Annotated in this window: 25 protein-coding genes and 1 tRNA gene; 12 read left to right on the forward strand and 14 right to left on the reverse strand. The window is 72.3% G+C overall.

Annotated features, from left to right (window positions below; genetic code table 11):
* Positions 1–8: 8 nt before the first annotated feature.
* A complete protein-coding gene (locus ACF09J_RS14855) occupies positions 9–941 on the forward strand; it encodes a 1-phosphofructokinase family hexose kinase (protein WP_392305803.1) in 933 nt (310 codons plus the stop codon).
* 79 nt (positions 942–1,020) lie between these two features.
* Here ACF09J_RS14855 and ACF09J_RS14860 read toward each other — a convergent pair whose 3' ends face one another.
* Both ACF09J_RS14860 and cdgB read right to left on the reverse strand, forming a co-directional pair.
* Positions 1,021–1,944, reverse strand: a complete 924-nt coding sequence (locus ACF09J_RS14860) for a carbohydrate-binding protein (RefSeq protein WP_392305804.1) — start codon at positions 1,942–1,944, stop codon at positions 1,021–1,023.
* Positions 1,945–2,062: 118 nt separating this feature from the next.
* Entirely contained in the window at positions 2,063–3,721 is a 1,659-nt protein-coding gene (cdgB, locus tag ACF09J_RS14865; protein WP_392305805.1) for a diguanylate cyclase CdgB, read from the reverse strand.
* A 419-nt stretch (positions 3,722–4,140) separates the two neighbouring features.
* Here cdgB and ACF09J_RS14870 point away from each other — a divergent pair, with 419 nt between their 5' ends.
* Positions 4,141–4,659: a flavin reductase family protein gene (locus tag ACF09J_RS14870; protein ID WP_392305806.1), complete on the forward strand. Its 519-nt coding sequence runs from the start codon at positions 4,141–4,143 to the stop codon at positions 4,657–4,659.
* Positions 4,660–5,237: 578 nt separating this feature from the next.
* On the opposite strand, the gene arfB is transcribed toward ACF09J_RS14870, so the two are convergent.
* Positions 5,238–5,675 (reverse strand): alternative ribosome rescue aminoacyl-tRNA hydrolase ArfB, encoded by a 438-nt coding sequence (arfB, locus tag ACF09J_RS14875; protein WP_392305807.1) that lies wholly within the window; start codon positions 5,673–5,675, stop codon positions 5,238–5,240.
* A gap of 167 nt (positions 5,676–5,842) precedes the next feature.
* Between arfB and ACF09J_RS14880 the strand changes: the two genes are divergently transcribed.
* The gene (locus ACF09J_RS14880; RefSeq protein ID WP_392305808.1) at positions 5,843–6,418 is read left to right on the forward strand and encodes a TerD family protein; all 576 of its coding nucleotides are present in this window, start codon (positions 5,843–5,845) and stop codon (positions 6,416–6,418) included.
* A 90-nt stretch (positions 6,419–6,508) separates the two neighbouring features.
* On the opposite strand, the gene ACF09J_RS14885 is transcribed toward ACF09J_RS14880, so the two are convergent.
* Positions 6,509–7,957, reverse strand: a complete 1,449-nt coding sequence (locus ACF09J_RS14885) for a M1 family metallopeptidase (RefSeq protein WP_392305809.1) — start codon at positions 7,955–7,957, stop codon at positions 6,509–6,511.
* Positions 7,958–7,964: 7 nt separating this feature from the next.
* Here ACF09J_RS14885 and ACF09J_RS14890 point away from each other — a divergent pair, with 7 nt between their 5' ends.
* The gene (locus ACF09J_RS14890) at positions 7,965–8,465 is read left to right on the forward strand and encodes a hypothetical protein (protein ID WP_392305810.1); all 501 of its coding nucleotides are present in this window, start codon (positions 7,965–7,967) and stop codon (positions 8,463–8,465) included.
* Positions 8,466–8,516: 51 nt separating this feature from the next.
* Here ACF09J_RS14890 and ACF09J_RS14895 read toward each other — a convergent pair whose 3' ends face one another.
* A complete protein-coding gene (locus ACF09J_RS14895; RefSeq protein ID WP_392305811.1) occupies positions 8,517–9,194 on the reverse strand; it encodes a pentapeptide repeat-containing protein in 678 nt (225 codons plus the stop codon).
* A gap of 116 nt (positions 9,195–9,310) precedes the next feature.
* Here ACF09J_RS14895 and ACF09J_RS14900 point away from each other — a divergent pair, with 116 nt between their 5' ends.
* Positions 9,311–10,810: an MFS transporter gene (locus ACF09J_RS14900; RefSeq protein ID WP_392305812.1), complete on the forward strand. Its 1,500-nt coding sequence runs from the start codon at positions 9,311–9,313 to the stop codon at positions 10,808–10,810.
* 17 nt (positions 10,811–10,827) lie between these two features.
* Here the strand turns inward: ACF09J_RS14900 and ACF09J_RS14905 are convergent, their stop codons facing one another.
* Positions 10,828–11,481 (reverse strand): rhomboid-like protein, encoded by a 654-nt coding sequence (locus ACF09J_RS14905; RefSeq protein WP_392305846.1) that lies wholly within the window; start codon positions 11,479–11,481, stop codon positions 10,828–10,830.
* Positions 11,482–11,503: 22 nt separating this feature from the next.
* Between ACF09J_RS14905 and ACF09J_RS14910 the strand changes: the two genes are divergently transcribed.
* The 3 genes from ACF09J_RS14910 to ACF09J_RS14920 all read left to right on the forward strand — a co-directional run bounded on the left by ACF09J_RS14910 (position 11,504) and on the right by ACF09J_RS14920 (position 14,625).
* Complete coding sequence (locus ACF09J_RS14910; protein ID WP_392305813.1) at positions 11,504–12,394, forward strand: aminoglycoside phosphotransferase family protein; 891 nt, start codon at positions 11,504–11,506, stop codon at positions 12,392–12,394.
* Between the two features lie 88 nt (positions 12,395–12,482).
* Positions 12,483–13,544 carry a nitrous oxide reductase family maturation protein NosD gene (locus tag ACF09J_RS14915; RefSeq protein ID WP_392305814.1) on the forward strand — a complete coding sequence of 354 codons (1,062 nt, stop codon included), beginning with the start codon at positions 12,483–12,485 and terminating at the stop codon, positions 13,542–13,544.
* A gap of 52 nt (positions 13,545–13,596) precedes the next feature.
* On the forward strand, positions 13,597–14,625 hold the full coding sequence (locus ACF09J_RS14920) for a methyltransferase (protein ID WP_392305815.1): 1,029 nt from the start codon (positions 13,597–13,599) through the stop codon (positions 14,623–14,625).
* Positions 14,626–14,755: 130 nt separating this feature from the next.
* On the opposite strand, the gene ACF09J_RS14925 is transcribed toward ACF09J_RS14920, so the two are convergent.
* Genes ACF09J_RS14925 through ACF09J_RS14955 form a run of 7 tightly spaced genes read right to left on the reverse strand, consistent with a single transcriptional unit; the run spans position 14,756 to position 20,025 of the window.
* On the reverse strand, positions 14,756–15,079 hold the full coding sequence (locus ACF09J_RS14925) for a TcmI family type II polyketide cyclase (protein ID WP_392305816.1): 324 nt from the start codon (positions 15,077–15,079) through the stop codon (positions 14,756–14,758).
* 19 nt (positions 15,080–15,098) lie between these two features.
* On the reverse strand, positions 15,099–15,581 hold the full coding sequence (locus tag ACF09J_RS14930) for an SRPBCC family protein (RefSeq protein WP_392305817.1): 483 nt from the start codon (positions 15,579–15,581) through the stop codon (positions 15,099–15,101).
* 2 nt (positions 15,582–15,583) lie between these two features.
* Entirely contained in the window at positions 15,584–15,841 is a 258-nt protein-coding gene (locus tag ACF09J_RS14935; protein ID WP_100569051.1) for an acyl carrier protein, read from the reverse strand.
* A gap of 44 nt (positions 15,842–15,885) precedes the next feature.
* Entirely contained in the window at positions 15,886–17,136 is a 1,251-nt protein-coding gene (locus ACF09J_RS14940; protein ID WP_392305818.1) for a beta-ketoacyl synthase N-terminal-like domain-containing protein, read from the reverse strand.
* Positions 17,133–18,401: a beta-ketoacyl-[acyl-carrier-protein] synthase family protein gene (locus ACF09J_RS14945; RefSeq protein WP_392305819.1), complete on the reverse strand. Its 1,269-nt coding sequence runs from the start codon at positions 18,399–18,401 to the stop codon at positions 17,133–17,135. Before ACF09J_RS14945 ends, ACF09J_RS14940 begins: the two co-directional genes overlap by 4 nt.
* Positions 18,398–18,844 carry a cupin domain-containing protein gene (locus ACF09J_RS14950; RefSeq protein WP_392305820.1) on the reverse strand — a complete coding sequence of 149 codons (447 nt, stop codon included), beginning with the start codon at positions 18,842–18,844 and terminating at the stop codon, positions 18,398–18,400. Before ACF09J_RS14950 ends, ACF09J_RS14945 begins: the two co-directional genes overlap by 4 nt.
* Before the next feature lie 41 nt (positions 18,845–18,885).
* Positions 18,886–20,025, reverse strand: a complete 1,140-nt coding sequence (locus ACF09J_RS14955; RefSeq protein ID WP_392305821.1) for a SchA/CurD-like domain-containing protein — start codon at positions 20,023–20,025, stop codon at positions 18,886–18,888.
* Between the two features lie 232 nt (positions 20,026–20,257).
* On the opposite strand from ACF09J_RS14955, the gene ACF09J_RS14960 reads away from it, so the two are divergent.
* On the forward strand, positions 20,258–21,904 hold the full coding sequence (locus ACF09J_RS14960; RefSeq protein WP_392305847.1) for an FAD-dependent oxidoreductase: 1,647 nt from the start codon (positions 20,258–20,260) through the stop codon (positions 21,902–21,904).
* A gap of 54 nt (positions 21,905–21,958) precedes the next feature.
* Here the strand turns inward: ACF09J_RS14960 and ACF09J_RS14965 are convergent.
* Positions 21,959–22,036: transfer RNA gene (locus ACF09J_RS14965), tRNA-Thr, on the reverse strand.
* Between the two features lie 232 nt (positions 22,037–22,268).
* Between ACF09J_RS14965 and ACF09J_RS14970 the strand changes: the two genes are divergently transcribed.
* The 3 genes from ACF09J_RS14970 to ACF09J_RS14980 all read left to right on the forward strand — a co-directional run.
* Positions 22,269–23,405, forward strand: a complete 1,137-nt coding sequence (locus tag ACF09J_RS14970; RefSeq protein ID WP_392305822.1) for an ABC transporter ATP-binding protein — start codon at positions 22,269–22,271, stop codon at positions 23,403–23,405.
* A 243-nt stretch (positions 23,406–23,648) separates the two neighbouring features.
* Complete coding sequence (locus tag ACF09J_RS14975) at positions 23,649–24,104, forward strand: hypothetical protein (RefSeq protein WP_392305823.1); 456 nt, start codon at positions 23,649–23,651, stop codon at positions 24,102–24,104.
* Positions 24,105–25,252: 1,148 nt separating this feature from the next.
* Positions 25,253–25,542, forward strand: a 290-nt coding sequence (locus ACF09J_RS14980) for an NDP-sugar synthase (protein ID WP_392305824.1), incomplete at its 3' end; no start/stop codon positions are given.

Raw genomic sequence — 25,542 nt, forward strand, 5'->3', positions numbered from 1 at the left:
TCGGCCCGTTGATCCTCACGGTCACGCTGAACACCGCTCTCGACATCACCTATCGGGTGCCGTCCCTGCGGCCGCACGCCACCCACCGGGTGTCCGAGGTGACCGAGCGGCCCGGCGGCAAGGGTGTCAACGTGGCCCGCGTGCTCGCGGCCCTCGGTCATGAGGTGACGGTCACCGGCTTCGCGGGCGGGGCCACCGGGCGCCAGGTGCGGGACCGGCTCGCGTCCGAGGCGCCGGGCGTGGTGGACGCGCTGGTCCCGGTCGCGGGCGCGACGCGGCGCACCATAGCCGTCGTCGACGCGCGCACCGGCGATACCACCCAGCTCAACGAGCCGGGCCCGGTCGTCGGCCCCGCCGAGTGGTCCGCCTTCCAGGACGTGTACGAGGAGCTGCTCGGCTCGGTGTCGGCGGTGGCGCTGTGCGGCAGCCTGCCGCCCGGGCTGCCGGTGGGCGCGTACGCCGGTCTGATACGGACGGCACGGGCGGCCGGGGTTCCCGTCCTGCTGGACACCAGCGGCGAGGCCCTGCGGCGCGGGGTGGCGGCCCGCCCCGACATCGTCAAGCCGAACGCGGACGAACTGGCCGAGCTCACCGGTTCCCACGAGCCGCTGCGCGCCACCCATGACGCCCGCCGCCGCGGCGCCCGCGCGGTCGTCGCCTCCCTGGGCGCCGACGGCCTCCTCGCCCACACCCCCGACGGCCTGTGGCGGGCCGCCCCGCCCGCCCGCGTCCAGGGCAACCCGACCGGCGCAGGCGACTCCGCGGTCGCCGGCCTGCTGTCAGGGCTGGTCGAAAACCTCCCGTGGCCGGACCGCCTGACCCGCGCGGTCGCCCTGTCGGCGGCGACGGTCCTGTCCCCGGCGGCGGGCGAGTTCGACTGCCGCGGCTACGAGGATCTGCTGACGCGTGTCAGGGCAACGGCGGAACGGACGGCGGCGTAGCTCCGACGGTGGCCGGTGACCGCACTGCCGTCCGGAGAGCGGCGGTCGCCCTCCGCTCCACCCGAGGACGACCGGCGTCTCATCCCTTGCTGAGCCACACCTGGTCCAGGACGGCATCGCACTGGTTGCCGTCGTTGCAGGCGATCTCGATGACGTTGGTTCCCTGGTTGAGGTTCACAGGAGCCCAGGTGGTCTGCCACCCCTTCTCCCAGTCCCCCTTGGGCGCCTGCGCCTCGCCGATGAAATTGTTCAATCTCAGCGGGCCGGTGTTCGCCTTGCCGTTCACCGAAAGCGTCGCGTTGGCGTCCACTCCCGGGATGCCGTAGCGGACGTTCAGCCGATAGGAGCCGGGCTTCTGGATACCGTCGACGGTCCAGGTGACCCTGGCTCCCACCTGGTTGAAGCCCGTTACGTACACACCGCCGTCAGCCTCGGCGCCCTTGAAGTCGGTCGCCGTCCCGGCGCCGCCTTCCAGGCGCAGCGCCTTGGCGTCGATCTTCGGCAGTTCCTCCGGGCCCTTCGCGTCGGCCTTCCGGGTCGGGGTCGGCTCGTCGCTCTGGGTCACCGTGGGGTCGGCGCCACCCGCCTGGTTGTCGTCCTTCTTGCCGGAGTCGTCGCCGAGCATCGCCACGCCGATGCCGATGACCACCGCGGCGACCACCGCGATGGCGCCGATCAGCAGGCCCTTGGTGTTCGGGCCCCGGCCGCCGCCCTGGGACTGCCTCCGGCCCGCGGGCGCGCCGCCGGGCAGGGTCTCCGGGGCGGCGTAGTGGGCGTTCGGCTGACCGAACGTGCCCTGCTGCTGCGGGACCTGCCCGTAGGGCGCCGTCGGGGACTGCTGGCCGTACTGCCGCTGACCGACCGTGCGGACACGGTTGACCGCGTTCGGGTAGCCGTAACCGCTCGAGGGCGGCTGGGCTCCGTTGGCCTGCCCGTCGGCGTACAGGTAGCCGAACGGGTCGTCGTCCTCGGGCGTGCTCGCGCCGCTGTTGCCGGGCGTCATCCCTTGGTACTCCTCAACAGGTGCGGGGTCGGGCGGTACGTCGTGAGAAAGGCGAGCCTACCCGCTCCACGGGGCCCAAACGGGTGACTCACGCCGCACGAGTCGACTGACCTGCGGCTCATCCGGCACGGCGATGTTGTTTGGGACGAGATCGTTTCTCGACGTACATCCGTTCGTCGGCTGATTTCAGCACTTCGTCCGCCGTCATTCCGCAGTGGGCCCATCCGATGCCGAAGCTCGCCCCGACCCGGACGGCCCGGCCCTCGGCGCGGATCGGCTGGATGATCTCGTTGCGCAGCCGTACGGCGAGGTCCTGGGCGTCGGCCCGGCCGAGGCCGTCGGCGAGGATCACGAACTCGTCGCCGCCGAGCCGGGCCACCGTGTCGCCGTCGCGTACGCCGTTGCTCAGCCGCCGGGCCACCTCGATGAGCACCGCGTCGCCCGCGTTGTGCCCGAACCGGTCGTTGATCGACTTGAAGCCGTCGAGGTCGCAGAAGAGGACCGCGAGGCCCTTGGTGCCGTCGTCGTGGTCGCCCTCGGGGGCGATGGTGTGCACGTGGTGGTCGTAGGCGTCGTAGGCCTCGGTGCCCGGCCGGAAGTCGAAGCCGTGGTCGCCGACGTCGTAGCCGGCGTGGCCGTGGGCGGTGTCCTGCGACTCGGGGTCGCCCGCGTGCGCGGCCCGGGACCGCCGGCACAGCCGGGCGGACAGGCGGGAACGCAGCTCGGCGGAGTTCGGCAGGCCGGTCAGGGAGTCGTGGGAGGCGCGGTGGGCGAGCTGGAGCTCGCGGCGCTTACGTTCCTCTATGTCCTCGACGTGCGTGAGCAGGAAGCGGGGCCCGTCGGCGGCGTCCGCGACGACGGAGTTGCGCAGGGACACCCAGACGTAGGAGCCGTCGCGGCGGCCCAGTCGCAGCTCCGCCCGGCCGCCCTCCGCCGAGGTGCGCAGCAGGGTGCCTATGTCCTCGGGGTGGACGAGGTCGGAGAAGGAGTAGCGGCGCATGGCGGAGGCGGGGCGGCCCAGCAGCCGGCACAGGGCGTCGTTGGTGCGCAGGATCCGGCCGTGCTCGTCGCCGCCCATCTCGGCGATGGCCATGCCGGAGGGGGCGTACTCGAAGGCCTGGCGGAAGCTCTCCTCGCTGGCACGCAGGGCCTGCTGCTCGCGCTCCAGGCGTATGAGGGCGCGCTGCATGTTGGAGCGCAGCCGGGCGTTGCTGATCGCGATGGCCGCCTGGAAGGCGTACATCTGGAGGGCCTCGCGGCCCCAGGCGCCGGGCCGGCGGCCGTTGCGCGGGCGGTCCACGGAGATCACGCCGAGCAGTTCGCCGGAGGAGCCGCCGGATCCGCCGGGGACGTCCATCGGCGCGAAGAGCCGATCGGCGGGGTGCCACTCGTCCTCGAAGCGCGGCGCGGGCCCGTCCGTGTACCACGTCGGGACGTCGTCGTCGTCGAGGACCCAGCCCTCGGTGTGGGGTATGAAGACCAGGCCGCCCCACTGCTCACCCATGGCCAGCCGGCGGTCCCAGGAATCCCGGGAGCCGACGCGGCCGGTGATGAGCGACTCGGCGGCGGCGTTACCGGCCAGGGCGGCGACCACGAGGTCGCCGTCGGCGCGCACGAGGTTGACGCAGGCCAGCTCGTAGCCGAGGCCCTGCACCACGCCGTCGGCGACGGTCTGCAGTGTGTCCGCCAGGCTTCGCGCGGTGTTCATGTCCGCCATGACCTGGTGCAGTTTCCGCAGGGACGCCAGGCGGACGTACGGCTCCGAGTCGGTCTCCATGCTCGCCCTCCCCCCGAGACCTCGCCAGCAGAATCAAGGGTGCTGTTCGGCGTATCGTCTGCGCATTCTCCGCCACTGAATCACAGCGCGAAGCCCACTCGGTACACAGGGTCAACAATTCCCAGCTCTTGTGACTCAAGTCACAGATGAACGTGAACAATTGAGTGCGGTTTCTGTCTTTCCCCTGTGCGTTTGCCGAACGCGGGCCACGCAGTTGTGGAGACATGATGCACGACTCGCTCCGCCGCTGGTCCTAGGTCCGGCTTCGGGCCCGGGTCCGATGCGGCGGCGCCGGGCCGGTGGCTAGCGTTCCGTGTGTGTTGAAGCCTTCCTCCGTGCCGCCCGCCCCCTGTCCCGCCGCCTCCGCCGAGCCGTCTCCGCTCGGGCAGCGAGGGCGTCCGTCCGGGCATGCTGAGGGGGTGACCGACGAGGAGTTCCGTGCCGCGATGTCCCGGCTGGCCGCCGGTGTGGTCCTGGTGACCGCGCAGGAGCCGTCGCTGGACCCGGACGATCCGCGGGCTCCGGCCGGCGAGGACGCGGGCATGACGGCGACGGCGTTCATGTCGGTCTCCCTGGACCCGCCGCTGGCCCTGGTCAGCCTGCGCGAGGGCTCCCGCATGGACGACCTGCTCGCCGAACAGCCCCTGTGGGCGGTCTCGGTCCTCGCCGACAGCCAGCACGCCATCGCCGGCCGCTTCGCCATGAAGGGCCGGGTCAGCGACCGCCTGCTGTTTCGGGACCTCCCCCACACCCGCGGCGAGGTCTCCGGCGCGCCCCTGCTGACCGGCGCCCTGGCCACCCTGGAACTGCGCACCGAGCAGCGGGTGGCGGCGGGCGACCACACCCTGGTCGTCGGCCGCGTCCTGACGGCCCGCCTGCCCGGCACGAACGAAGAACCCCTGCTGTACTACCACGGCCGCTACCGCCGCCTGGGCTGACGCGCCGTCCGCACCGGGTGCCCGACCTGCCGCCCGTCCGCACCGGCCGCCCACCCGACTCGGCTGCCGCCCCGCCCCGTCCCGTGCCCGACCACCGCCCGGTTGGGCCGACGCACCACCGACATCCCGTGCCCGACTTGCACCCGGTTGGGCTGACGCCCCTATCGGCGCCGGCTGTCCCGCAGCCGCCCGGCTCGACTGACGCCCCGGCCTCGCCCCGTGCCCGACCGCCGCCGCCTGCACTGCCGCCCGTCCACACCGGGTGTCCACCCGGTTGGGCTGGCCCCATGGGCGCGGGTGTCCGCTGCCGCCCGGCTCGACTGCCCTCCCAGCCGCGCCCCGTGCCCGACCGCCGCCGCCTGCACTGCCGCCCGTCCACACCGGGTGTCCCTCAGTTGGGGCTGGCGCCCCGCCCGTGCCCGACTACTGACCGGCTGGGCCGACGCACCACCCGGCTCGGCAGACCTTTTGTCCCCGCCCCATGCCCGACCACCGCCCGACCGGAACGACGCCCCGCCCGCGCCCCGCGCTCGACCACCTCCCGGCACGAAAGTGACGCCGTCGGTGTCGTGCGTGGGTTACCCCCAGTCCTTTCCGGAGCGCCCCCGCTTCGTCTGCGAGCGCTGTTTCTTCTCGCGCAGGCGGCGCTCGTTGATGCCGCGGGGGATGCGGGTGGGTCGGCGGGGCCGCGGCGGGGGCGCGGTCGCCTCGGCGAGGAGCGCGGCGAGACGCACGGCGGCGGCCTCGCGGTTGCGCCACTGGGACCGGTGCTCGGAGGCGCGCACGCTGATGACGCCGTCGACGAGCCGGTCCGCGAGGCGCTCGAGCGCGCGCTGCTTCCACACCGCGGGCAGCGCCTCGGTGTTGGCGAGGTCGAAGCGCAACTCCACCTGGGAGTCCGTGGTGTTGACATGCTGGCCGCCAGGCCCGGAGGACCGCGAGAAGCGCCAGGCCAGTTCGGCCTCGGGGAGCGCGACGGAGCCGCGGATGAGATGGGGACCGGACATGTCGTCCATGTTCCCCTCCCCGCCCACGTCACGTCATCATGTTTTCGCCGCGGGCGTGTTCGATCCGGGTGGGTAAAAAAGGTAAAGAGACGCGGAACCCTGAGGACCCCCCTCGGCGTTCCTATGGGTGGCGGTAGCTTCGTCCGCATACGCAACGAGGGAAGGGACTCCCAACAATGGCTGTAAGCCTGTCCAAGGGTGGCAACGTCTCGCTCACCAAGGAGGCTCCGGGCCTGACCGCCGTCACCGTGGGCCTCGGCTGGGACGTCCGCACCACCACCGGCACGGACTTCGACCTGGACGCGTCCGCGATCGCGGTCAACGGGCAGGGCAAGGTCTACTCGGACCAGCACTTCGTCTTCTTCAACAACAAGCAGACCCCGGACAACACCATCGTCCACACCGGCGACAACCTCACCGGCGAGGGCGAGGGCGACGACGAGGCGATCAACGTCAACCTCGCCGGACTCCCCGCCGACGTAGACAAGGTCGTCTTCCCGGTCTCCATCTACGACGCCGAGAACCGCGGCCAGAACTTCGGCCAGGTCCGCAACGCCTACATCCGCATCGTCAACCAGGCCGGCGGCGCCGAGATCGCCCGCTACGACCTGTCGGAGGACGCGGCCACCGAGACGGCCATGGTCTTCGGCGAGCTGTACCGCAACGGCGCGGAGTGGAAGTTCCGCGCCGTCGGCCAGGGCTACGCCTCGGGCCTGGTCGGCATCGCCCAGGACTTCGGCGTCAACGTCTGACGGACGCGGTCCGACGACCGAGGCCCCTGCCCGCGAAGGGCCGGGGCCTCGGTCGTCGCGCCCGTCCTGACCACGGCCGGTCGGCCCTGGTCAGGGACCCGCCGGTCTGCCGTCCCCGTACAGCCAGTCGGCCCAGATCCCGGCGAAGTCCGTGCCCGGCGCCTTCTTCTCCACGTAGGCGGTGAAGTCGGCGGTGTCCGCGTTGCCGTGGCGGTGGGCGGCGGCCCAGCCCCGGACGATGTCCTGGAAGGCCCGGTCGCCGACCGCCTGACGGATCCTGTGCAGCACCATCGCGCCGCGCTCGTACACGGGCCGGTCGGAGATGTGCTCGGCACCGCTCGGCCTCGCGGGCGGAAAGGCCCACACCGCCTCGTCCCCGGCGCCGTCGGCGAAGTAGTCGCCGCGCAGCAGCGCGTCGAAGGCCTGCTGCGCGGTCCGGCCGCCGTGGTCCTCCTCCCACAGCCACTGCGCGTACGTCGCGAAGGCCTCGTTCAGCCACATGTCCCGCCAGCTCTTCGGGGTGACCGAGTCCCCGTACCACTGGTGGGCGAGTTCGTGGACGAGGGTCCCGATGTCGGGGGCGCCGGGGAAGACGGGCCGGTTCTGGGTCTCCAGGGCGTAACCGGCGTCCTCGCGCCGGCCGACGACCGCGCCGGTGGACGAGAAGGGGTACGGGCCGAAGCGCCGCTCCGCCCACTCGACGACCTCGGGGATCCTGGCCAGCACGGCCCGGCTCGCCCGCGCCTGGGACGGCTCGACGGCGACGTACACGGGCAGACCGCTCCTCGTCGTGGAGCGGGTGATCTCGAACCGGCCGATCGCGACGGTGGCCAGATACGTCGCCATCGGCTCGGCGGTGCGCCACCGGAACGTCGTACGTCCCCCGCTGGTCGTCTCACTCCTCAACTCACCGTTGGAGACGGCCCGCAGCCCCTCGGGCACGGTGACCGCGATGTCGTACGCGGCCTTGTCGGACGGGTGGTGGTTGCCCGGGAACCACGCCATCGAGCCGACCGGCTCCCCGAGGGCGAGCGCGCCGTCGGCGGTGGGCAGCCACCCCTCCCGCGAACCGTCGGGGTCGACGACGACCTGCGGGCGCCCGGAGTAGCGCACCGTCGCGCTGAACGTCTCCCCCTTCAGCAGATCGTCGTGCGGCCGCACGGTGAGTTCCTGACCGGCCCGGCTGAACCAGGCGGCCTTCCCGGCCACCGTGACGCCGCGGACGTCGAGCCCGCTGAGATCGAGGTCGAAGGCGGACAGGTCCTTGGTCGCCCGGGCGGTGATGACCGCCGTACCCGTGAGGTGACGCCGGTCCGGGTCGTAGTCGAGGGTCAGGCCGTAGTGGCTGACGTCGTACCCGCCGTTGCCCGCCCTGGGGAAGTACGGATCCTGCACGCCGGTCCCGCCCGGAGTGCCCCGCACACCGCCGTCGCACCCGGTCAGCGTCAGCACGAGCAGAGCGCAGCCGGCCGCGGCGGTCCGGACGAGCGGGGCGGATCGATACACGCGCGCGATCCTATGCGGGGCGCATGACACCATCGCCTACGTGCTCGACATCGGCTACGCCCTCTCCAACCGCTTCCCCGACCCGCCGCAGACGGACTACCGCCGCGCGGACGTGCGCGCGCTGCGGCACGACCTGTTCTGCGGCGACGTGTATCTGGCCGACACCGAGTCGGACCGCGAACTGGCCACGGCCTGGGGCTGGGTGCCCGTGCTCGACTTCGCCTGGGCCCTGTGCGACATCGTCGAGCGGCTGGACCGGGACCCGGCGGGTTCCCGCGCCTCCCGTCCGCAGCGGGCGGAGCTGGACTTCACCGAGTCCACGGACCGCATGCTCTTCGAGCGCCGCTTCGGCTGGGTCGACATCGAGTCCGACTGGATGCCGGCCGAGGAGCCCCCGCTGTCCTTCTCGCACACCGCGCTGCGCCGAGAGGCCCGCGACTTCCTGCACGACCTCATAGCCGACCTGTGCGACCTGCACGAGGACCTGGCGGAGAACCCGGCGATCTGGACCCTCCAGGCTCGCTACCCGCGCGTCTCCTGAGCCCCTCCCCCTGAGCCGCACCCCCTGAGTCGCATCCCCTGTATCGGCCTTTCACCCGTCCACCCTGATCCCCATCTCCGCCGCCAGCACCGGCGCAAGGTCCAGGAGCTGGCCGGTGCTGATCACCGCGCCCGCCAGCCGGTCGAGGCCGCGGGCGATCTCCAGGAAGGCGGCGCCGCGCAGGTCCACGTCCGAGAGCGTCGCCGCGCTGAAGTCGACGCCCTTGACCACGCAGTCCACGAACTCCACCCGCTCCAGCCGGGCGCCCCCGAAGTCCGGCTCGACGAGGACGCAGCCCTCGAAGACGACGTCCCGCAGCCGGGCCCTGCGCAGGTTCAGGTAGTCGATCTTGCCGCCGCGGATCCACACGCGCTCCAAAACCGCGCCGTGGCACTGCACACCGCCGAGACGGGCGTCGGTCACCTCCACATCGCGCAGGGTGGCCTCGGCGAGGTCGGTGCCGACACCCCGTATGCCGGTGAGGACCGAGTCCAGGAAGCGGGCGTGGCGCAGCGACGTGTCGTCCAGCGCGCAGCCCGCGAGCGCGCAGTCCAGGAAGCGGGCGCCCGCCCCGTCCTGCCCGGCGAAGTCCTCCTCCCGGAACTCCAGCCCGTCGTAGTCCCCGTCGGGCGCCAGTCCCCCGCCGCCGCACGCCTCCAGCGCGGGCAGCCGCACCTCGGGCCGCCGCGCGCCCTTCACACCGGCCCTGCCGCTCGTTCCGCTCACCATGCCCCCATGCTGCACCCCGCCACTGACAATGCCCCGGCTCCCGCCCTCTCCGGCCGCGAGGCGCCCCTTGTCCACACGAGGATGCGATACCTCCCGATTCATGGTCTTCTGGCCAGATGAGCGTCACCCAAACAGGTGAATCCTCGTCCCAGGAGACCGACCGGCACCGCTGGTGGGCACTGGTCTTCATCGCGCTCGCGCAGCTCATGGTGGTCCTGGACGCGACGATCGTGAACATCGCGCTCCCCTCCGCGCAACACGCCCTGCACATGTCCGACGGCAACCGGCAGTGGGTGATCACCGCCTACTCCCTCGCCTTCGGCGGGCTGCTCCTGCTGGGCGGGCGGATCGCCGACCTGGTGGGCCGCAAGCGCACGTTCGTCGTCGGGCTGGCCGGGTTCGCCGCCGCCTCCGCGTTCGGCGGCGCGGCCACGTCCTCGGGCATGCTCTTCGGCGCCCGCGCCCTCCAGGGCGCCTTCGCGGCCGTCCTCGCCCCCTCCGCGCTCAGCCTGCTGACCACGACCTTCACCCACCCCAGGGAACGCGGGAAGGCGTTCGGCATCTACGGCGCCCTGGCGGGCAGCGGCTCGGCGATCGGCTTCATCGTCGGCGGCGTGCTGACGGAGTTCCTGAACTGGCGCTGGTGCCTGTACGTGAACGTGCCCATCGCCGTCGTCGCCGTACTCGGCGCCCTCGCCCTGCTGCGCGACAGACCGGGTCGGACGGACGCCCGCCTCGACATGCCCGGGGCGGTGCTGGGCTGCGGCGGACTGGTCGCCGTCGTCTACGGGTTCAGCGAGGCGCAACCGCGCGGCTGGACCGATCCGGTGGTGCTGACCCTGTTCGCACTCGGTACGGCGCTGCTGCTGACGTTCGTGTGGTGGCAGAGCCGGGCGCCGATGCCGCTGCTGCCGCTGCACGTCCTGCGGGACCGCAACCGGGCGGGCTGCCTCCTGACCATGCTGCTGGCCGTGATCGGCATGTTCGGGCTGTTCCTGTTCATGACGTACTACCTGCAGGAGATCCTCGGCTACTCACCGCTGCGGACCGGACTCGCCTTCCTGCCGATGACCGCCGCGATCATCACCGGTTCGACGCAGATCTCGGCCCGGCTGCTGCGGCACGTGCCGCCGCGCGCGCTCATGGTCCCCGGCATGCTCCTGGCCGCGGGCGGCCTGCTGCTCCTGACCCGGCTCACGGTCGACTCGCACTACACGAGCGAGGTGCTGCCCGCGCTGGTGCTGATGGGCCTCGGCATGGGCCTGACCTTCATGCCGGTGTTCGCCACCGCCACCGCCGGCGTCGCCCCGCAGGACTCGGGGGTGACCTCCGCGACCGTGAACACCTCGCAGCAGGTCGGCGGTTCGATCGGCACCGCCCTGCTCAACACGGTCGCCACGACCAGCAGCGCCGCCTTCGTCACCGCCCATCTGCGCGGCGGGGCGGTCCGGGCCCGGGTGGTACCGGAGGGCATCGTCCACGGCTACACGGTCGCCATCTGGTGGGCGGCCGCCGTGATGCTGCTGGCCGGACTGGTCGCCGGCCTGATGGTGACGGGCAGGGCCCCCAAGCACGGCGCCCCGGCGGAGGCGCCCGTGCGCGAACCGGTGGCGTGAGGCGCGAGGGCCGGGCGCTAACGCCTCCGCGCGGACAGCGCCTCCACCGGGTCCCACAGCCTGCCCCGGCCCCTGGCCAGCGGCCGGCACCCCAGGCCGATCAGGACGGCGGCGAAGTGCCCGAGATCCGTGAAGGTGCGCCCGGTCACCAGCGACACGGCGTAGAAGGCGAGGACGGCGGTCAGATACAGGTACCGCCAGGGCGGGGCGATCCGGTACGCCAGCACCCCCACCACCCCGGCCAGGGCGTAACTCACGCCGACGTCCAGGGTGTTGACGGACGACTCCGGCACCACGTGCCGCTGGATCGCCCACAGCAGGGCGCCCTCGCTGATCAGCGTCGCCAGCACGTGCGCGGTCACGCACACCAGCAGCCAGCGCAGGGTGCCCAGCCAGCGCTCGGCCTGGGCGTGGAAGACCGTGTAGAGGGCCGCGTAGGGCAGCCAGTGACCGCTGTCGATCCACATGGCGCTGGAGAAGAGCACCCGCACCGGGTCGTGCGACAGCTCGCGCAGGTTCGTCGAGCGGTGGAGCAGGAAGTGCTGCTCGAACGACGCGGACATGTGGTGCAGGGCCACGGTGGTCAGGAACAGGATCAGCAGCCAGACATACGTGCCCGGCGCGCTGCGGACGTACGCCGCCGCCGCCCGAAGCCCACGCCGCATCCGCATGACCCCGCTCACAGGCGCAAGTATGGTCGTCGGGGTGATCGAGGTGCCCGGCGCGCTGGCCGCTTCCCAGGAGAAATTCAACGGGGCGGCGGGCCGCGCCTTCGTCGCCGGTCTGCCCGGCCTGGTGTCCGTCTTCCTCGACCGGTGGCGGCTGCGGATCGACGGACCGGCGATGCACGGCGTGTGCGCGCTGGTCCTCCCGGTCCTCCGCGCCGACCGCCTGCCCGCCGTCCTGAAGCTCCAGCTGCCCGACGAGGAGAGCGCGGGAGAGGCGCCGGCGCTGCGCGTGTGGGACGGCGCGGGCGCCGTACGGCTGCTGGAGCACGACGGGCCGACCGGCACGCTGCTGCTGGAACGGCTCGACTCCGCCCGCCCGCTGACGCGCCTGCCGGACACCCGCGACGCCGTCCGGGTGATCGCCGGCCTGTTGGCCCGCCTGACGTCCGTCCCCGCCCCGGCGGGGATACGGCGGCTGGGTGACATCGCGGGCGCCCTGCTGGAACGGACCCCGGGCGCGTTGCGGCGGCTGCCCGACGGGGACGACCGCCGGCTGCTCGCGGACTGCGCCGCCGCCGTGCGCGAGGTCGCCGGCGAGAGCGGCGACCGGCTGCTGCACTGGGACCTGCACTACGACAACGTCCTCGGCGCCGACCGCGAGGCCTGGCTGGCCATCGACCCCAAGCCGCTCGCCGGGGACCCCGGCTTCGAACTGTTCCCCGCGCTGTTCAACCGCTTCGAGCCCGGGGAGGTCGTCCCGCGCTTCGAGGCCATGACCGGGGTGCTGGGCCTCGACCGGGACCGGGCCCGCGCCTGGACGCTCGGCCGCGTCCTGCAGAACGCCCTGTGGGACCTGAAGGACGGCCGTGCCCTGTCCCCCGAACAGCTGTGGATCGGCCGCTCCCTGCGCGGGTGACACGCCTGAACCGCACCCTGTCCGGTGACACGCCGCCGGACGGCCCATCCGGCGTTCCAGCCGACTATCGGGCCATACCGTACAGAATATGACGAAACGCCATATCGCTCTGCTCCTGAGCGCCACCGCGCTGGTCGGTACGGGCATCGCCGCCACCCCGTCGGCCGCGATGCCCAGGACGCACCTGGTACATCCGGGCCAATCGATCCAGCGGGCGGTGGACTCCGCGCAGCAGGGTGACACCGTGCTGGTGCTGCCCGGCGTCTACCACGAGAGCGTCAAGGTGACGACGCCCGGTCTGACGCTGCGCGGCATGGGCCCCGGCACCGTCCTGGAACCGGGCGGTCAGAGCGCCGCGAGCGCCTGCGGCAAGCGGGGCAACGGCATCTGTGTGGTGGGGACCAAGGGCAGGCGCCTGGAAGACGTCACCGTCTCCCATCTGACCCTCACCGGCTTCCGCCAGTCGGGCCTGATGGCCGTGGGCACCGACCGGCTGACCGTACGGCAGGTCACCGCCGAGAAGAACGGCGTCTGGGGCCTGGCCGAGGAGCGCTCCGTACGCAGCGAGTACCGCGCCAACACCGCCCGGGACAACGGCGACGCGGGACTCTTCCTGGCCAACACGGTCACCGCCGAGCAGGGCGCCGCCGACACCGGCGGCACGCTGATCGCCCACAACCGGCTCGAAGGCAACCGGATCGGCGTCACCGTGCGCCGGCTGCGCGACCTCACCGTCACGGGCAACCAGGTCTCCGGCAACTGCGCGGGCGTGTTCGTCGTCGGCGACGAGAACAAGCCGCAGGCCGGCGCCCTGACCGTGCGCGACAACCGGGTCGTGGAGAACAACAGGTTCTGCCCGGCGACCGCCCGGCTGCCCTTCCTCCAGGGCTCGGGCATCGTCCTGACCGGCACCGAGCAGACCGACGTGTCCCGCAACCTCGTCGCCGGCAACTCGGGCAGGTCCCCCCTGTCCGGCGGCATCGTGCTGTTTAAGAGCTTCGTCGGCGCGCCCGGCGAGCGGAACCGGGTGAGCCGGAACGTGCTCGACGGGAACTCCCCCGCGGACCTGGTCAACCAGGAGAGCACCGCGCTCGACAACACCTTCACAGCCAACTCCTGCGGTACCTCCAGGCCCGCCGGACTGTGCTGAGGCCATCGCCACTCGTGGGACCCACGGGACCGAGAAGGAAAGAAGGCGGCACATGACGACCGCTCAGTCCGCCCCACCGCCGTCCATGCGGCTCAGGGAGCTCGCGTTCGGGGCGGCGTGCGCCGCCGCCCTCCGCGCGGCCGCCCGGCTCGGTGTGGCCGACGCGCTCGGGGACGCACCCATGGCCGTGGAGGACCTCGCGGCCGCGGTGAAGACCGAACCCAGGCCACTGCGCCGGCTGCTGCGGGCACTGACCTGCTACGGCGTCTTCACCGAGGAGCACGACGGGAGGTTCGCGCACACCGGCATGTCCCGGCTGCTGCGCGAGGACGACCCGGCCAGCCTGCGCTACATCACCCTGTGGTGCACCGAGCCATGGACCTGGGACGCCTGGCCGAAGCTGGACGAGGCGGTGCGCACCGGCCGCAACGTGGTGGAGGACCTGTACGGCAAGGAGTTCTTCGTCCACCTCAACGAGGACGCCCCCGAATCCGCGGACGTCTTCAACCGGGCCATGACGACCTCCAGCAAGCAGTCCGCGCGGGACGTCGCCGAGCTGCTCGACCTGTCGGGTGCCTCCTCGGTCGCCGACATCGGCGGCGGACAGGGGCACGTGGTGGCGAGCCTGCTGGAGAAGTACCCGCTGATGCACGGCAGCCTGCTGGACCTGCCGCGGGTGGTGGACAACGCCGACCCCCGGCTGCGCGCCGGCGGCTCGCTGGCCGACCGGGTGCGGATCGTGCCCGGCGACTGCCGTGAGGCCGTCCCGGTCAGGGCCGACGTCTACATCATCAAGAACATCCTGGAGTGGGACGACGACTCCACCGCCCGCTGCCTGCGCAACGTCATCGAGGCGGGCGGGCCGGGCGCGCGGGTCGTGGTCATCGAGAACCTCGTCGACGACACGCCCTCGATGCGGTTCAGCACCGCCATGGACCTGCTCCTGCTGCTCAACGTCGGCGGTGCCAAGCACACCAGCGCCGGCATGGCCGACCGGCTGAAGGCGGCGGGACTGGTCATCGGCGACATCAGCCCGGTCAACCCCTACCTGCACGCCTTCGACTGCACGGTGCCCGCCTGAGCGGGCACCGCCGGCGGCGCCGCCGCGACCTCCCCGGACACCGGCCGCCGGGCCCGCGACAGAGCGGGCCCGGCGGCCGGTGGCCGTCCGTGAGGGATCGGACGGCTCGTCAGGTGGCTGATCCGAAGGCTCAGTCACGCTCCCACAGGTAGAAGCGCCGGGCCATCGCGTCCTTCGGCGAACGCCAGGTCTGCGGGTCGTAGGCGCTGACGTACGCCGACAGCCGCTCGCTGATGCCGCGGAACTCCGGGTGGTCCGCCACCTTGGCGATGGCCGGTCCCGGGTCCCGGTCCGCCTCGACCAGGTGCATGTAGACATCGCCGAACTGGAAGAGGCTGCGCCGGGTGACGCCGACCAGGTGCGGCAGCTCCCCCCGGTCGGAGTCCTCGAAGATCTTGGCGATGTCCGGGGCCGAGCCCGGGGCCATCCGGGCGACGATCAGGGCTTGGTGCACGATGCTTCCTCCGTCCGGATCAGTCGTTGGTCAGGACCGGCTCGGCCCGGTGCCCGGCGGCGGCCTTCTCGATCCTGTCGCGGATCAGGGCCATCTGGACCTTGGAGTTCTTGTTGATGTTGTCGGTCATCCAGTCGTCGTCGACCGGTGCCTCCGGCTTCATCGCGAAGTCCTGGGTCCAGATCATCCGGGTGCCGCCGGGCACCTCCTCGTACCTCCAGTGGATGTTCATGTGGTCGAAGGGGCCCGTCTCGACCCGGCGGGCCCTGACCGAGAGTGTGGCCCGGTCGGGCTCGCGCTCGGACACCCAGCTCCACACGGTGCCGTTCTCGTCCGGGTGCATGGTCAGGCGGAAGGTGCACTTGTCGCCTTCCTGGGACAGGATCTCGGCGGAGGCGTACTCGCTGAACAGCCGCGGCCAGTTCGCCACGTCGTTGGTCATGTCCCAGACCAGGTCCACCGGCGCAGCGATGGTGATCTCGTTCTCGGTGTGTCCGGCCATTTCTACGCTCCTGCCAGAAGGGTGCTGTTGACGAGGTCGAGGAACTTCCTGGGCGTCTTGCAGCGCTCCGCGTCGGCCGGCATCGGCATGCCGTGACGGTTCTCCAGTTCGCCCACGATGCCGAGCAGGCCGAGCGAGTCGATACCGAGCTCGTCGAATCCGGTCTCGGACCGGTCCGCCAGCTCCTGCGGGCTGACGGTGATCCCGGCGGCCTTCTTCATGAGTTCGGCCAGTTCCTCCACTGTGATTCGGTCACTCATGCGGTTCCTCTCCTTGTTGCTCCCGGTTGATCGTGGCTGCCTCGCTACGAGGCCTCGGCGGCACCGTGCCGCAGCACCAGCGCCGAGTTCGAGCCCATGAGCCCCCGGCTGAGGACCAGCGCCGTGCGCACCTCGGCGGCGCGGGCACGACCGGTCACCAGGTCGAGGTCATGGCAGATGTCGGAGACGTTCGGGGTGGGCGGGATCAGGCCGTTCTCCATGGCGAGGACCGCCGCCGCCGCGTCCAGCACCGGGGCGGCGCAGTACGCCCGGCCGGTGCCCGTCTTGGGCGCCGTGACCGGGACGCGCCGGCCGTGCGCGCCGAGCGCGTCGGCGAGGGCGAGCGCCTCGGCCCGGTCCGCCTCGGGGACGCCGAGGGCGTCGGCGAAGACGACGTCGACCTCCTCGGGTGCGCACCCGGCCTCGGCCAGAGCCCCGCGGATCGCCTCCGCCAGGCCCTCCCTGGACAGCTCCCAGCGGGAGGCGCCGGTGAAGGTCGACGCGTGCCCGGCCAGCAGGGCCCGTACGGGCACGCCCCGCTCGCGGGCCGCCCCGGCCGCCTCCACGGCGAGCATCGCGCCGCCCTCGGCCGGCACGAACCCGCAGGCCTCCTCGGTGAACGGGCGGTAGGCGCGCTCCGGGTCGGCCACCGGACTCAGCTCCCGGTAACCGAGCTGGCACACCATCGAGTACGGGGCCAGCGGCGCCTCCGTCGAACCGGCCACCATCACGTCGGTGCCGCGCTCGACGGCCCGCGCCGCGTGCGCCAGGGCGTCCAGGCCGCCCGCCTCGTCGGCGGCGACCACCGAGCAGGGGCCCTTGAAGCCGCGCCGGATGGAGACCTGGCCGGTGCTGGCCGCGTAGAACCAGGCGATGGACTGCCAGGGGCCGACGTAACGGCTGCCCTTGCTCCACAGCTTCTGCAGTTCCCGCTGACCGAACTCGCCGCCGCCGGACCCGGCCGCGGTGACCACGCCGGCGGAGAACGGGGCCGCGTCGGTGTCGGCCTGACCCAGCTGGGCGTCCTGGAGTGCGGCGTCGGCCGCGGCCATCGCGAAGTGCGTGAAGCGGTCGGTCTGGACGAGGTAGCGCTCCTCGACCGCCGCCGAGGGCTCGAAGGACCGCACCTCGCCGGCCACCTTCAGCGGCAGGTGCTCGCAGCCCTCACGGGTCACGCGGTCCAGGACGCTCACGCCCTCCTGGGTGGACTTCCAGAAGGTCTCGGTGCTCGTGCCGCCGGGCGCGACGACACCGATGCCGGTGACGGCGGCCCGCCGCTTGCGCGGTGCGCTCATCGTGTCCTCTCCCTCTGCCGGGTCAGGATCACCGCGGACTGGAAGCCGCCGAACCCGCTGCCCACGGAGAGCACGCTGTCCAGCTTCCGCTCGCGGGCGACCCGCGGGACGTAGTCCAGGTCGCACTCGGGGTCCGGGGTCTCGTAGTTCGCGGTCGGCGGGACCACCTGGTGGGCCAGCGCCAGCACACAGGCCACCACCTCGATCGCCCCGATCGCGCCCAGCGAGTGACCCACCATCGACTTGATGGAGCTCATGGGGGTGTCGTAGGCGTGGTGGCCCAGCGCCCGCTTCACCGCGGCCGTCTCGTGCCGGTCGTTCTGGCGGGTGCCGGAGCCGTGCGCGTTGACGTAGCCGATCGCGGTGGCGTCCAGGCGGGCGTGGTCCAGCGCGGTCTCGATCGCCCGCGCCATCTCCAGGCCCTCGCTGGTCAGTCCGGTCATGTGGTAGGCGTTGCCGAACGTGGCGTAGCCGCTGAGCTCGCAGTACACATGGGCGCCGCGGGCCCGGGCGTGCTCCAGCTCCTCCAGGACGAGCACCGCGCCGCCCTCGCCCATGACGAACCCGTCACGGTCGTTGTCGAAGGGGCGGGAGGCGTGGGCGGGGTCGTCGTTGTTCGGCGACGTGGCCTTGATCGCGTCGAAGCACGCCATCGTGATCGGCGATATCGGCGAGTCCGACGCCCCGGCTATGCAGATGTCCGCCCTGCCCTCCTCCACGGTGTGCAGCGCGTAGCCGACCGCGTCGAGACCGGAGGTGCAGCCCGTGGAGACGGTCTGCACCGGGCCCCGGGCCCCGAACCGCTCGGCCACCGTGGAGGCCAGCGTGCTCGGTGTGAACGCCCGCTCCAGATGCGGCCGGGACCGCTCGTGGTCCACGTCCCAGCGGTCGCCGCGGTGGCTGACCAGGACGTAGTCGTTCTCCAGCCGTGTGGTGCCGCCGACCGCGGTGCCCAGCGAGACCCCGACCCGCCAGGGGTTCTCCCCGGCGAGGTCGAGTCCGGAGTCCGCCACCGCCTCCTGGCCGGCGGCCAGGGCGAACTGGATGTAGCGGTCGCAGCGCTCGACCTGCTCCTCCTCAAGACCCGCGGCCGCCGGATCGAAATCGCACTCGGCGGCGATCCGGGACCGCAGCCCCGACGGGTCGAAGAACGTGATGCCCCGCGTCGCGGTGCGCCCGTTCGCCAGCAGGTCCCAGAACGCCGGGGCGCCGATACCGCCCGGCGCCACGATGCCTATGCCGGTGACCGCCACCCGCCTGGTCATGATCGGACCTCTGCCACGTCCGCCGCCGGCGGCGCCTCGGCGCCGGCCGCCGCCGGCTCGGTGCCCTCGGTGTCGACGTGGCCGAGCTGCGGGCGCGGGGCCAGCGGCCCCAGGTGGAAGACGATCCGCGCCTCCTCCTCGCCCACGTTGCGGAAGCGGTGGCGCATGTAGGCGGGGATCATCAGACCCTGTTCCGGTCTGAGCGAGTGCGGCTCGCCGTCCAGGTCCACCTCGAGCTCGCCGCAGACGACGTACACGAACTCCTCGGAGTACGGGTGGTAGTGCTCGCCGATGCGGTCGCCGGGCTGCACGATGGCCACGCCCATGAAGCCGCTGGTGGAACCGACCGTGGCCGGGGTGAGCATGGCGCGCAGATCGCCTCCGCGCTTCGTGTTGGGCTCGGTCTCGCCGAGCTCCACGATCCTGGGCCTGGGTTTGATCACGTCGTTCCTCCGGTGGTGTGGTACGTCGGCTTCGGAATGCGTCAGGCGTCCGGCGCGGCCCGGCGGTCGGTGACGAGGTCCATACGGGCGAGGGTGAGCAGACGGGCCAGGTCGCCGTCCTTCGGTGCGGCGCCCTCGTCGAGCAGCGTGGTCAGCTCCGACACCTTCGCGGGGTCCGTCAGACCCAGCGCGCCGGCCGGGTCGGCGTCGAGACGGCCGCAGACGTCCACCAGACGGACGACGACGTCGTCCCGCTCGAAGACCGTGCTGCGCAGCACCGGGCTGTCCGGGTCCTGGGCGGCCCGCTCGTCGTGATGGGACAGCAGCTCCGCCAGCTTCATGCCCATGCCCGGCCGCGCCGGGTAGTAGAAGGCGTGCCGTTCCGCCTCCACGTCCTCCTGGACGGACGTCACGTGGTGCACCGCGGGCAGCGCCGCCCGGGTGAAGAACACTCGTGCGGACTCCTGGTCGTTGAGGTCGCGGTCCTGCTCCAGGTAGGGGTTGAGCGCCTCCTCGGCCTTCCGGATCTGCGGCTGCTGGGCCACGTGCCGCAGCGCCACGAGGAGGTCGCCGCGCACCTCGATGGCCCGCACGACCCGGTTGCCGTGCATGAACAGGGAAGTGCGGCACAGCCGGGTGGTGCCGTCCACGTCCGCGTCGGGCGCCTCGTAGTTGGCCAGGATGTCGGCCACCTTCTGCTCGCTGCCCGGCTTCACCGTGAAGGTCAGCGCGTGCCGGATCACCCCGTCCCCGATCCGCGCCGAGTCCTGGAGCCGGCGGTCGGCGGTGGCCTTGCCCGCCGCGACGCCGGTCTCACGGACGATGTGGAAACGCAGCGACCGGGTGTCCCGGATGCAGCTGTGCATCGGCTGCACCATCTGGACGTGCTCCTCGCTGTTCACCCAGGCGAGGAACGGCGGGGCGCTCTCCCACTCGCTGGTGATCAGCCACTGGGAGGGGTTCTCGATGGACTGGCAGAGCTGGTCGCTGACGTGCCCGGGGACGGACGCGACCTGCTTGCCCATCTCCTCGTACGCCTCCAGGAACTGCTGCTGGGCGCCGTCGTGGACGTCCACCAGGAGGACGACCCGGAGCCGGGAGCCGTCGAAGACGGACTGGGAGACACGTGTCGCTGCCTGCTGCTCGGTAGTTTCTGATACACGCTCAGAAATGGCGGTCATCTGCGTACGTCTCCTTGGCGGGCTTGGCGGGGCAGAGGGAACGCCGGCCGCGGGTGACGCGACGTCAGCGTGATCTCGATCCTGTGCCGTGCCCGATCGGTGCGCGACTCGTGTGCACCACGCGGGTGATCACAGGGGTGATTGGTGCCGCGGACGTACGCACGACGGCCTCCGCGAGGGCATGGAAACTCCGATGCGCCCCGCACCCGCACCCCTGCTCCTGGAGGCATCGATGCGCCGAGAAGCCGACCACCGGGTACCCGTCCTCATCGTGGGCGGCTCCCTGGTGGGTCTGTCCACCTCCCTGTTCCTGGGCCGCCACGGCGTGCCGCACCTGCTGGTCGAGCGGCACTCCGGCACCTCCATCCACCCCCGCGGACGCGGCAACAACGTGCGGACCATGGAGCTGTTCCGGGTGGCCGGCGTCGAACCGGACATCAGGACGGCGGCTTCCCTGCTCGCGGAGAACCACGGCATCCTCCAGACGCCGACGCTGGCCGGCGACGCGGGCGAGTGGCTGTTCAAGCACATCGACCCGGGCGGCGGCCTCGCCAGGTTCAGCCCCGCCGCCTGGTGCCTGTGCAGCCAGAACGACCTGGAGCCGGAGCTGCTGAGGGGCGCCCGCAGGCTCGGCGGCGACCTGCGCTACTCCCACGAGCTGGAGTCCTTCGAGCAGGACGGCGAGGGCGTGACCGCGGTGGTGCGGGACCGGGGCTCCGACGAGCGGTACACCGTCCGCGCCGACTACCTGGTCGCCGCCGACGGCCCGCGCAGCCCGGTCCGGCGCCGCCTGGGCATCGGGCAGAGCGGGCCGGGCGACCTGTTCGCCAACGTCAGCGTCACCTTCCGCTCCAAGCTGCTCGCCGAGGTGGTGGGCGACCGCCGCTTCATCTGCTGCTACCTCACCGACCCGGACGCCGACGGGGCCCTGCTGCCCGTCGACAACAAGGAGCACTGGGTCTTCCACGCGCCCTGGCACCCGGAGCGCGGCGAGAAGCTGGAGGAGTTCACCGAGGACCGGCTCCAGCGGCACATCCGCCGCGCGATCGGGGCCCCCGACCTGGATGTGGAGATCACCGGCAAGGCGTCCTGGCGTGCCGCCGAACGGGTCGCCGACCGCTACTCGGCCGGACGGGTGTTCCTCGCCGGTGACTCCGCGCACGAGATGTCCCCCACCGGCGCCTTCGGCTCCAACACCGGCATCCAGGACGCGCACAACCTGGTCTGGAAGCTGGCCGCCGTGCTCGGCGGCTGGGCCGGACCCGGCCTCCTCGACACCTACGACACCGAGCGCCGCCCCGTCGCCACGGCGACCAGCGCCCGGGCCTCCGCCCGCTCCGTCGAGCACAGCCACCCCGGCTTCGCCCCGGCTCCCGGCATCGGCGGCGGCAGGCGCGGCGGCATCCTCAACGTCGTCCTCGGCTACCGCTACCCGCAGGGCGCCGTCGTGGGCGCCGACCCGGGCCAGGAGGTCGTGCCCGAGGCGATGCGGCTTACCGGCGAGCCGGGCAGCCGGGCGCCCCACCTGTGGCTGCGCCGCGGCGCCGAGCGGATCTCGACGCTCGACCTGTACGAGCGCTCCCTGGTGCTGCTGAGCGACGCCCAGTCGACGGCGGGCTGGCACGCGGCGGCCCTGCGCATCACCGGGAGCGACGGCGTTTGCCTGGACTCGTACCGCTTCGGCGCCGAGCTCAGCTACGACCCGCGCGACGGCGTGGAGGGAGCGGCACCCGACTGGGCGCGCGCCCACGGCACCACGGCCGACGGAGCGGTACTGGTCCGCCCGGACGGTTTCGTGGCCTGGCGCACGGCGGCCGCGGTCCCGAACGCGGAGGCGACGCTGCGTCAGGTCGTGCGGACCCTCCTCAGAACCGCCTGACCTGCCAAAACGCAAAGGCCACCCGCACTTCACGGTGCGGGTGGCCTTCGTGTGTGGAGCCCCCTGTCGGATTCGAACCGACGACCTGCTGTTTACAAGACAGCCGCTCTGGACCAGCTGAGCTAAGGAGGCCTGCATGGGTGTGTTCGTGCAGTGTACCCAGGTCCCCGAGACGGCCCGCCAGGAATTTCCGTGAAGTTCACCCGCCCCCGGATGCTGACAGACCAGGTGAACGCCAGGTACCGTCCTGTGCCAGTTCACTCGTGTGGACTACACCACCACAACGGAATCACCCGTAGTGGCACCACCTTCCTACAACGGATCGTCCGGCACGTTCCTGCCGGTAGAAGGGGGCCCATTCGCCATGGCCACTGTCCAGTTCGACAAGGCGACCCGGATCTACCCGGGTTCCGACAAGCCCGCCGTCGACGCGCTCGAGATCGACATCGAGGACGGTGAGTTCCTCGTCCTGGTCGGCCCGTCCGGTTGCGGCAAGTCCACCTCCCTGCGGATGCTCGCGGGCCTGGAGGACGTCAACGGAGGAGCCATCCGGATCGGTGACCGCGACGTCACCCACCTGCCGCCGAAGGACCGGGACATCGCCATGGTGTTCCAGAACTACGCGCTCTACCCGCACATGACGGTCGCCGACAACATGGGCTTCGCGCTCAAGATCGCCGGCGTCAACAAGGCGGAGATCCGGCAGAAGGTCGAGGAGGCCGCGAAGATCCTCGACCTGACCGAGTACCTCGACCGCAAGCCGAAGGCGCTCTCCGGCGGTCAGCGCCAGCGTGTCGCCATGGGCCGCGCGATCGTGCGCGAGCCGCAGGTGTTCCTCATGGACGAGCCGCTGTCCAACCTGGACGCCAAGCTCCGGGTGAGCACCCGTACGCAGATCGCCTCGCTCCAGCGCCGGCTCGGCATCACCACCGTCTACGTCACCCACGACCAGGTCGAGGCCATGACGATGGGCGACCGTGTGGCGGTGCTCAAGGACGGTCTGCTCCAGCAGGTCGACTCGCCGCGCAACATGTACGACAAGCCCGCCAACCTCTTCGTCGCCGGCTTCATCGGCTCGCCCGCCATGAACCTCGTCGAGGTGCCGATCACCGACGGCGGCGTGAAGTTCGGCAACAGCGTGGTGCCGGTCAACCGCGACGCGCTCAAGGCCGCCTCGGACAAGGGCGACCGAACGGTGACGGTGGGCGTGCGTCCCGAGCACTTCGACGTGGTCGAGCTGGGCGGCGGCGCGGCCGCCTCCCTGTCGAAGGACACCGAGGACGCCCCGGCCGGCCTCGCCGTCTCCGTGAACGTGGTGGAGGAGACGGGCGCCGACGGGTACGTCTACGGCTCGGTCGAGGTCGGCGGCGAGCAGAGGGACCTCGTCGTCCGCGTCAACAGCCGTTCCGTCCCGGAGAAGGGCTCCACGCTGCACGTCGTGCCGCGGCCGGGCGAGACCCACGTGTTCTCCACCTCCACGGGCGAGCGTCTGTCGGACTGACCCGTCCGCGGCTGACGCCTTACGGCTGAAACCTCCGGACATCGCCGAGCGATTCACCCAAGTTGACGAGAAGGGCCCCGCGACCTGGCAGCGGGGCCCTTCTCCATGTCTCCGAACCACCCTTGCGCACCGGACATTTCGAGCGGTGTGCGTCAACACGTCGGCCGGGAGGGACGGTTCGGCCATCCCCCGAAGGGGTGACTAAATGTCGCCAAATCATTACCGGGCGCTACCCTCACTCGCGTGAAGCACTCCACCAACCACTCCACGCGACGCGGCCCGGGCCCCGCCCGCCGGATCGGCCGCTCCCTCGCCCTCGTCCTGCCCGTCGTCCTGGTGCTCTCGGGAACCCTCGCGGTCACCCGGGTCAACTGGTCGGGGAGCACCTCGAACTCGGTGCTGACCGCGTCGGACTCCGTGGCCGCCGGCGCCGCGGCGAAGTCCCGCGCCCGCGCCCCGCAGGACGTGCTGCGCGACCAGCTGCTGACCGAGCTGCAGGACAAGAACCCGGGCGTGGTCCTCACCCACCTCCAGCAGGCGGTCAACGGCCGCCCGTCGCTGGCCCAGCACTGCGCCTCCATCGCCCGCACCCTGGGCCGCGCGGCCGTCCATATCTACGGTCCCACCCGCGCCCAGTCCTACGCCCGCCCGGTCTGCGACACCTCCTTCGCCTCCGGCATCCAGTCCACCCACGACTGACGCCCCCGCGACGCCCTGGCCGACCGAGCGAACCCTCGGGGCCAGGGCGGGACCGCCCGCACCGAACGCGCCGGGCGGCAACACCACGGGACCCGGCCACCGGCGACGCGCGCCCCGGGCACCAGGTCAGTCGACCAACGGCCCGGACGCAGCCACCGCACCCCAGGCCCCCCAACACCGGCCGACGCGCCCCTACGGGCCCTGCCACCCGGCCCCGTGCAACTCCGCACTACGGTCCTCGCAAAGAGGCCAGCCACCCCACCCAACCGGTCTCCGCCACCCACACGGCCCATGGCCCGGTCGGCCGACGGGCAGCCGACCGGTGAACGACTCTCGCCCCCCGCGGCTCCGCACCGCGGGCCACGCAGAGAGACCAGCCACCCCACCCAACCGGTCTCCGCCACCCACACAGCCCATGACCCGACCCGGAGGGCCGACACGGGCTGGCGGGCAGACGAGCAGGCGGCAGCACGGCGACCAGTCAACGACTCCCGCCTCCCGCGGCACCGCGCTGTGGGCCTCGCAGAGAAGCCGGCCGCCCCGCCCAACCCGGCTCCGCCACCCACACGGCCCGCGGACCGGCCTGGAGGGCCGAGGCGGGCTGGCGGGCAGACGGGCGGGGCGGCAGCATGGCGGCCGGTCAACGACCCCCGCCCCCTGCGACTCCGACTGCGGACCTCGCAGAGAAGCCAGCCGCCCCACCCGACCCGGCTCCGCCACCCACACAGCCCATGGCCCGACCCGGAGGGCCGACACGGGCTGGCGGGCAGACGAGCGGGCGGCAGGCGGCAGGCGGCAGGCGGCAGGCGGCAGGCGGCAGGCGGCAGGCGGCAGGCGGCAGGCGGCAGGCGGCAGGCGGCAGGCGGCAGTATGCCGACCGGTCAACGGCGCCGCCCCCGCCGACCCGCGCCCCGATCCTCCAGGACAAGTCGGCCGTCCCCACCCGACCGGGCCCCGTCGCCCTGACCCCGCAGCTCCGCGCCGCGGACTCGTGGAGAAACCGGCCGGCCCCCGTCCGTCTCGTCCCGAGGTGTGGGGCTTCTCCGGCAGTCGCTTCCGTCCTGCCGAGCGGACCGTGCCCGACGCCCCCCGGGCGTGCCGTGACAGCCCCTGACGGCCGGCCCGAGGGTGGGTCGTACAGTGCGGACATGACCCCTCCGAAGACCGCGTCCCGCCCCACTCAAGCCGTCGTCCTGGCCGGAGGCCAGGGCTCCCGGTTGCGGCCCTACACCGACGACCGGCCCAAGCCGATGGTCGAGATCCCCGGCACGGGCACCCCGATCATCGGGCACCAGCTCGCCTGGCTGGCCGAGGAGGGGGTGACGGACGTGGTGGTGTCCTGCGGCCACCTCGCCGAGGTGCTGGAGAAGTGGCTGAACTCGGCGGACCTGCCGGTCCGCGTCTGCACCGTCGTGGAGCCGGAGCCCCTCGGCCGCGG

The organism is Streptomyces sp. NPDC014889, from assembly GCF_043081205.1.
Taxonomy (GTDB): Bacteria; Actinomycetota; Actinomycetes; order Streptomycetales; family Streptomycetaceae; genus Streptomyces.

Bases quoted from the DNA above. Each gene is read 5' to 3' on its own strand.
- ACF09J_RS14955 (WP_392305821.1), bottom strand. From the start codon at position 20,025: ATGACCGCCATTTCTGAGCGTGTATCAGAAACTACCGAGCAGCAGGCA.
- ACF09J_RS14935 (WP_100569051.1), bottom strand. From the start codon at position 15,841: ATGAGTGACCGAATCACAGTGGAGGAACTGGCCGAACTCATGAAGAAG.
- ACF09J_RS14885 (WP_392305809.1), bottom strand. From the start codon at position 7,957: ATGGTGTCATGCGCCCCGCATAGGATCGCGCGCGTGTATCGATCCGCC.
- ACF09J_RS14910 (WP_392305813.1), top strand. From the start codon at position 11,504: ATGGTCGTCGGGGTGATCGAGGTGCCCGGCGCGCTGGCCGCTTCCCAG.
- cdgB (WP_392305805.1), bottom strand. From the start codon at position 3,721: ATGGAGACCGACTCGGAGCCGTACGTCCGCCTGGCGTCCCTGCGGAAA.
- ACF09J_RS14960 (WP_392305847.1), top strand. From the start codon at position 20,258: ATGCGCCGAGAAGCCGACCACCGGGTACCCGTCCTCATCGTGGGCGGC.
- ACF09J_RS14940 (WP_392305818.1), bottom strand. From the start codon at position 17,136: ATGAGCGCACCGCGCAAGCGGCGGGCCGCCGTCACCGGCATCGGTGTC.
- ACF09J_RS14900 (WP_392305812.1), top strand. From the start codon at position 9,311: ATGAGCGTCACCCAAACAGGTGAATCCTCGTCCCAGGAGACCGACCGG.
- ACF09J_RS14920 (WP_392305815.1), top strand. From the start codon at position 13,597: ATGACGACCGCTCAGTCCGCCCCACCGCCGTCCATGCGGCTCAGGGAG.
- ACF09J_RS14860 (WP_392305804.1), bottom strand. From the start codon at position 1,944: ATGACGCCCGGCAACAGCGGCGCGAGCACGCCCGAGGACGACGACCCG.
- ACF09J_RS14930 (WP_392305817.1), bottom strand. From the start codon at position 15,581: ATGGCCGGACACACCGAGAACGAGATCACCATCGCTGCGCCGGTGGAC.
- ACF09J_RS14915 (WP_392305814.1), top strand. From the start codon at position 12,483: ATGACGAAACGCCATATCGCTCTGCTCCTGAGCGCCACCGCGCTGGTC.
- ACF09J_RS14945 (WP_392305819.1), bottom strand. From the start codon at position 18,401: ATGACCAGGCGGGTGGCGGTCACCGGCATAGGCATCGTGGCGCCGGGC.
- ACF09J_RS14895 (WP_392305811.1), bottom strand. From the start codon at position 9,194: ATGGTGAGCGGAACGAGCGGCAGGGCCGGTGTGAAGGGCGCGCGGCGG.
- ACF09J_RS14880 (WP_392305808.1), top strand. From the start codon at position 5,843: ATGGCTGTAAGCCTGTCCAAGGGTGGCAACGTCTCGCTCACCAAGGAG.
- ACF09J_RS14905 (WP_392305846.1), bottom strand. From the start codon at position 11,481: ATGCGGATGCGGCGTGGGCTTCGGGCGGCGGCGGCGTACGTCCGCAGC.
- arfB (WP_392305807.1), bottom strand. From the start codon at position 5,675: ATGGACGACATGTCCGGTCCCCATCTCATCCGCGGCTCCGTCGCGCTC.
- ACF09J_RS14970 (WP_392305822.1), top strand. From the start codon at position 22,269: ATGGCCACTGTCCAGTTCGACAAGGCGACCCGGATCTACCCGGGTTCC.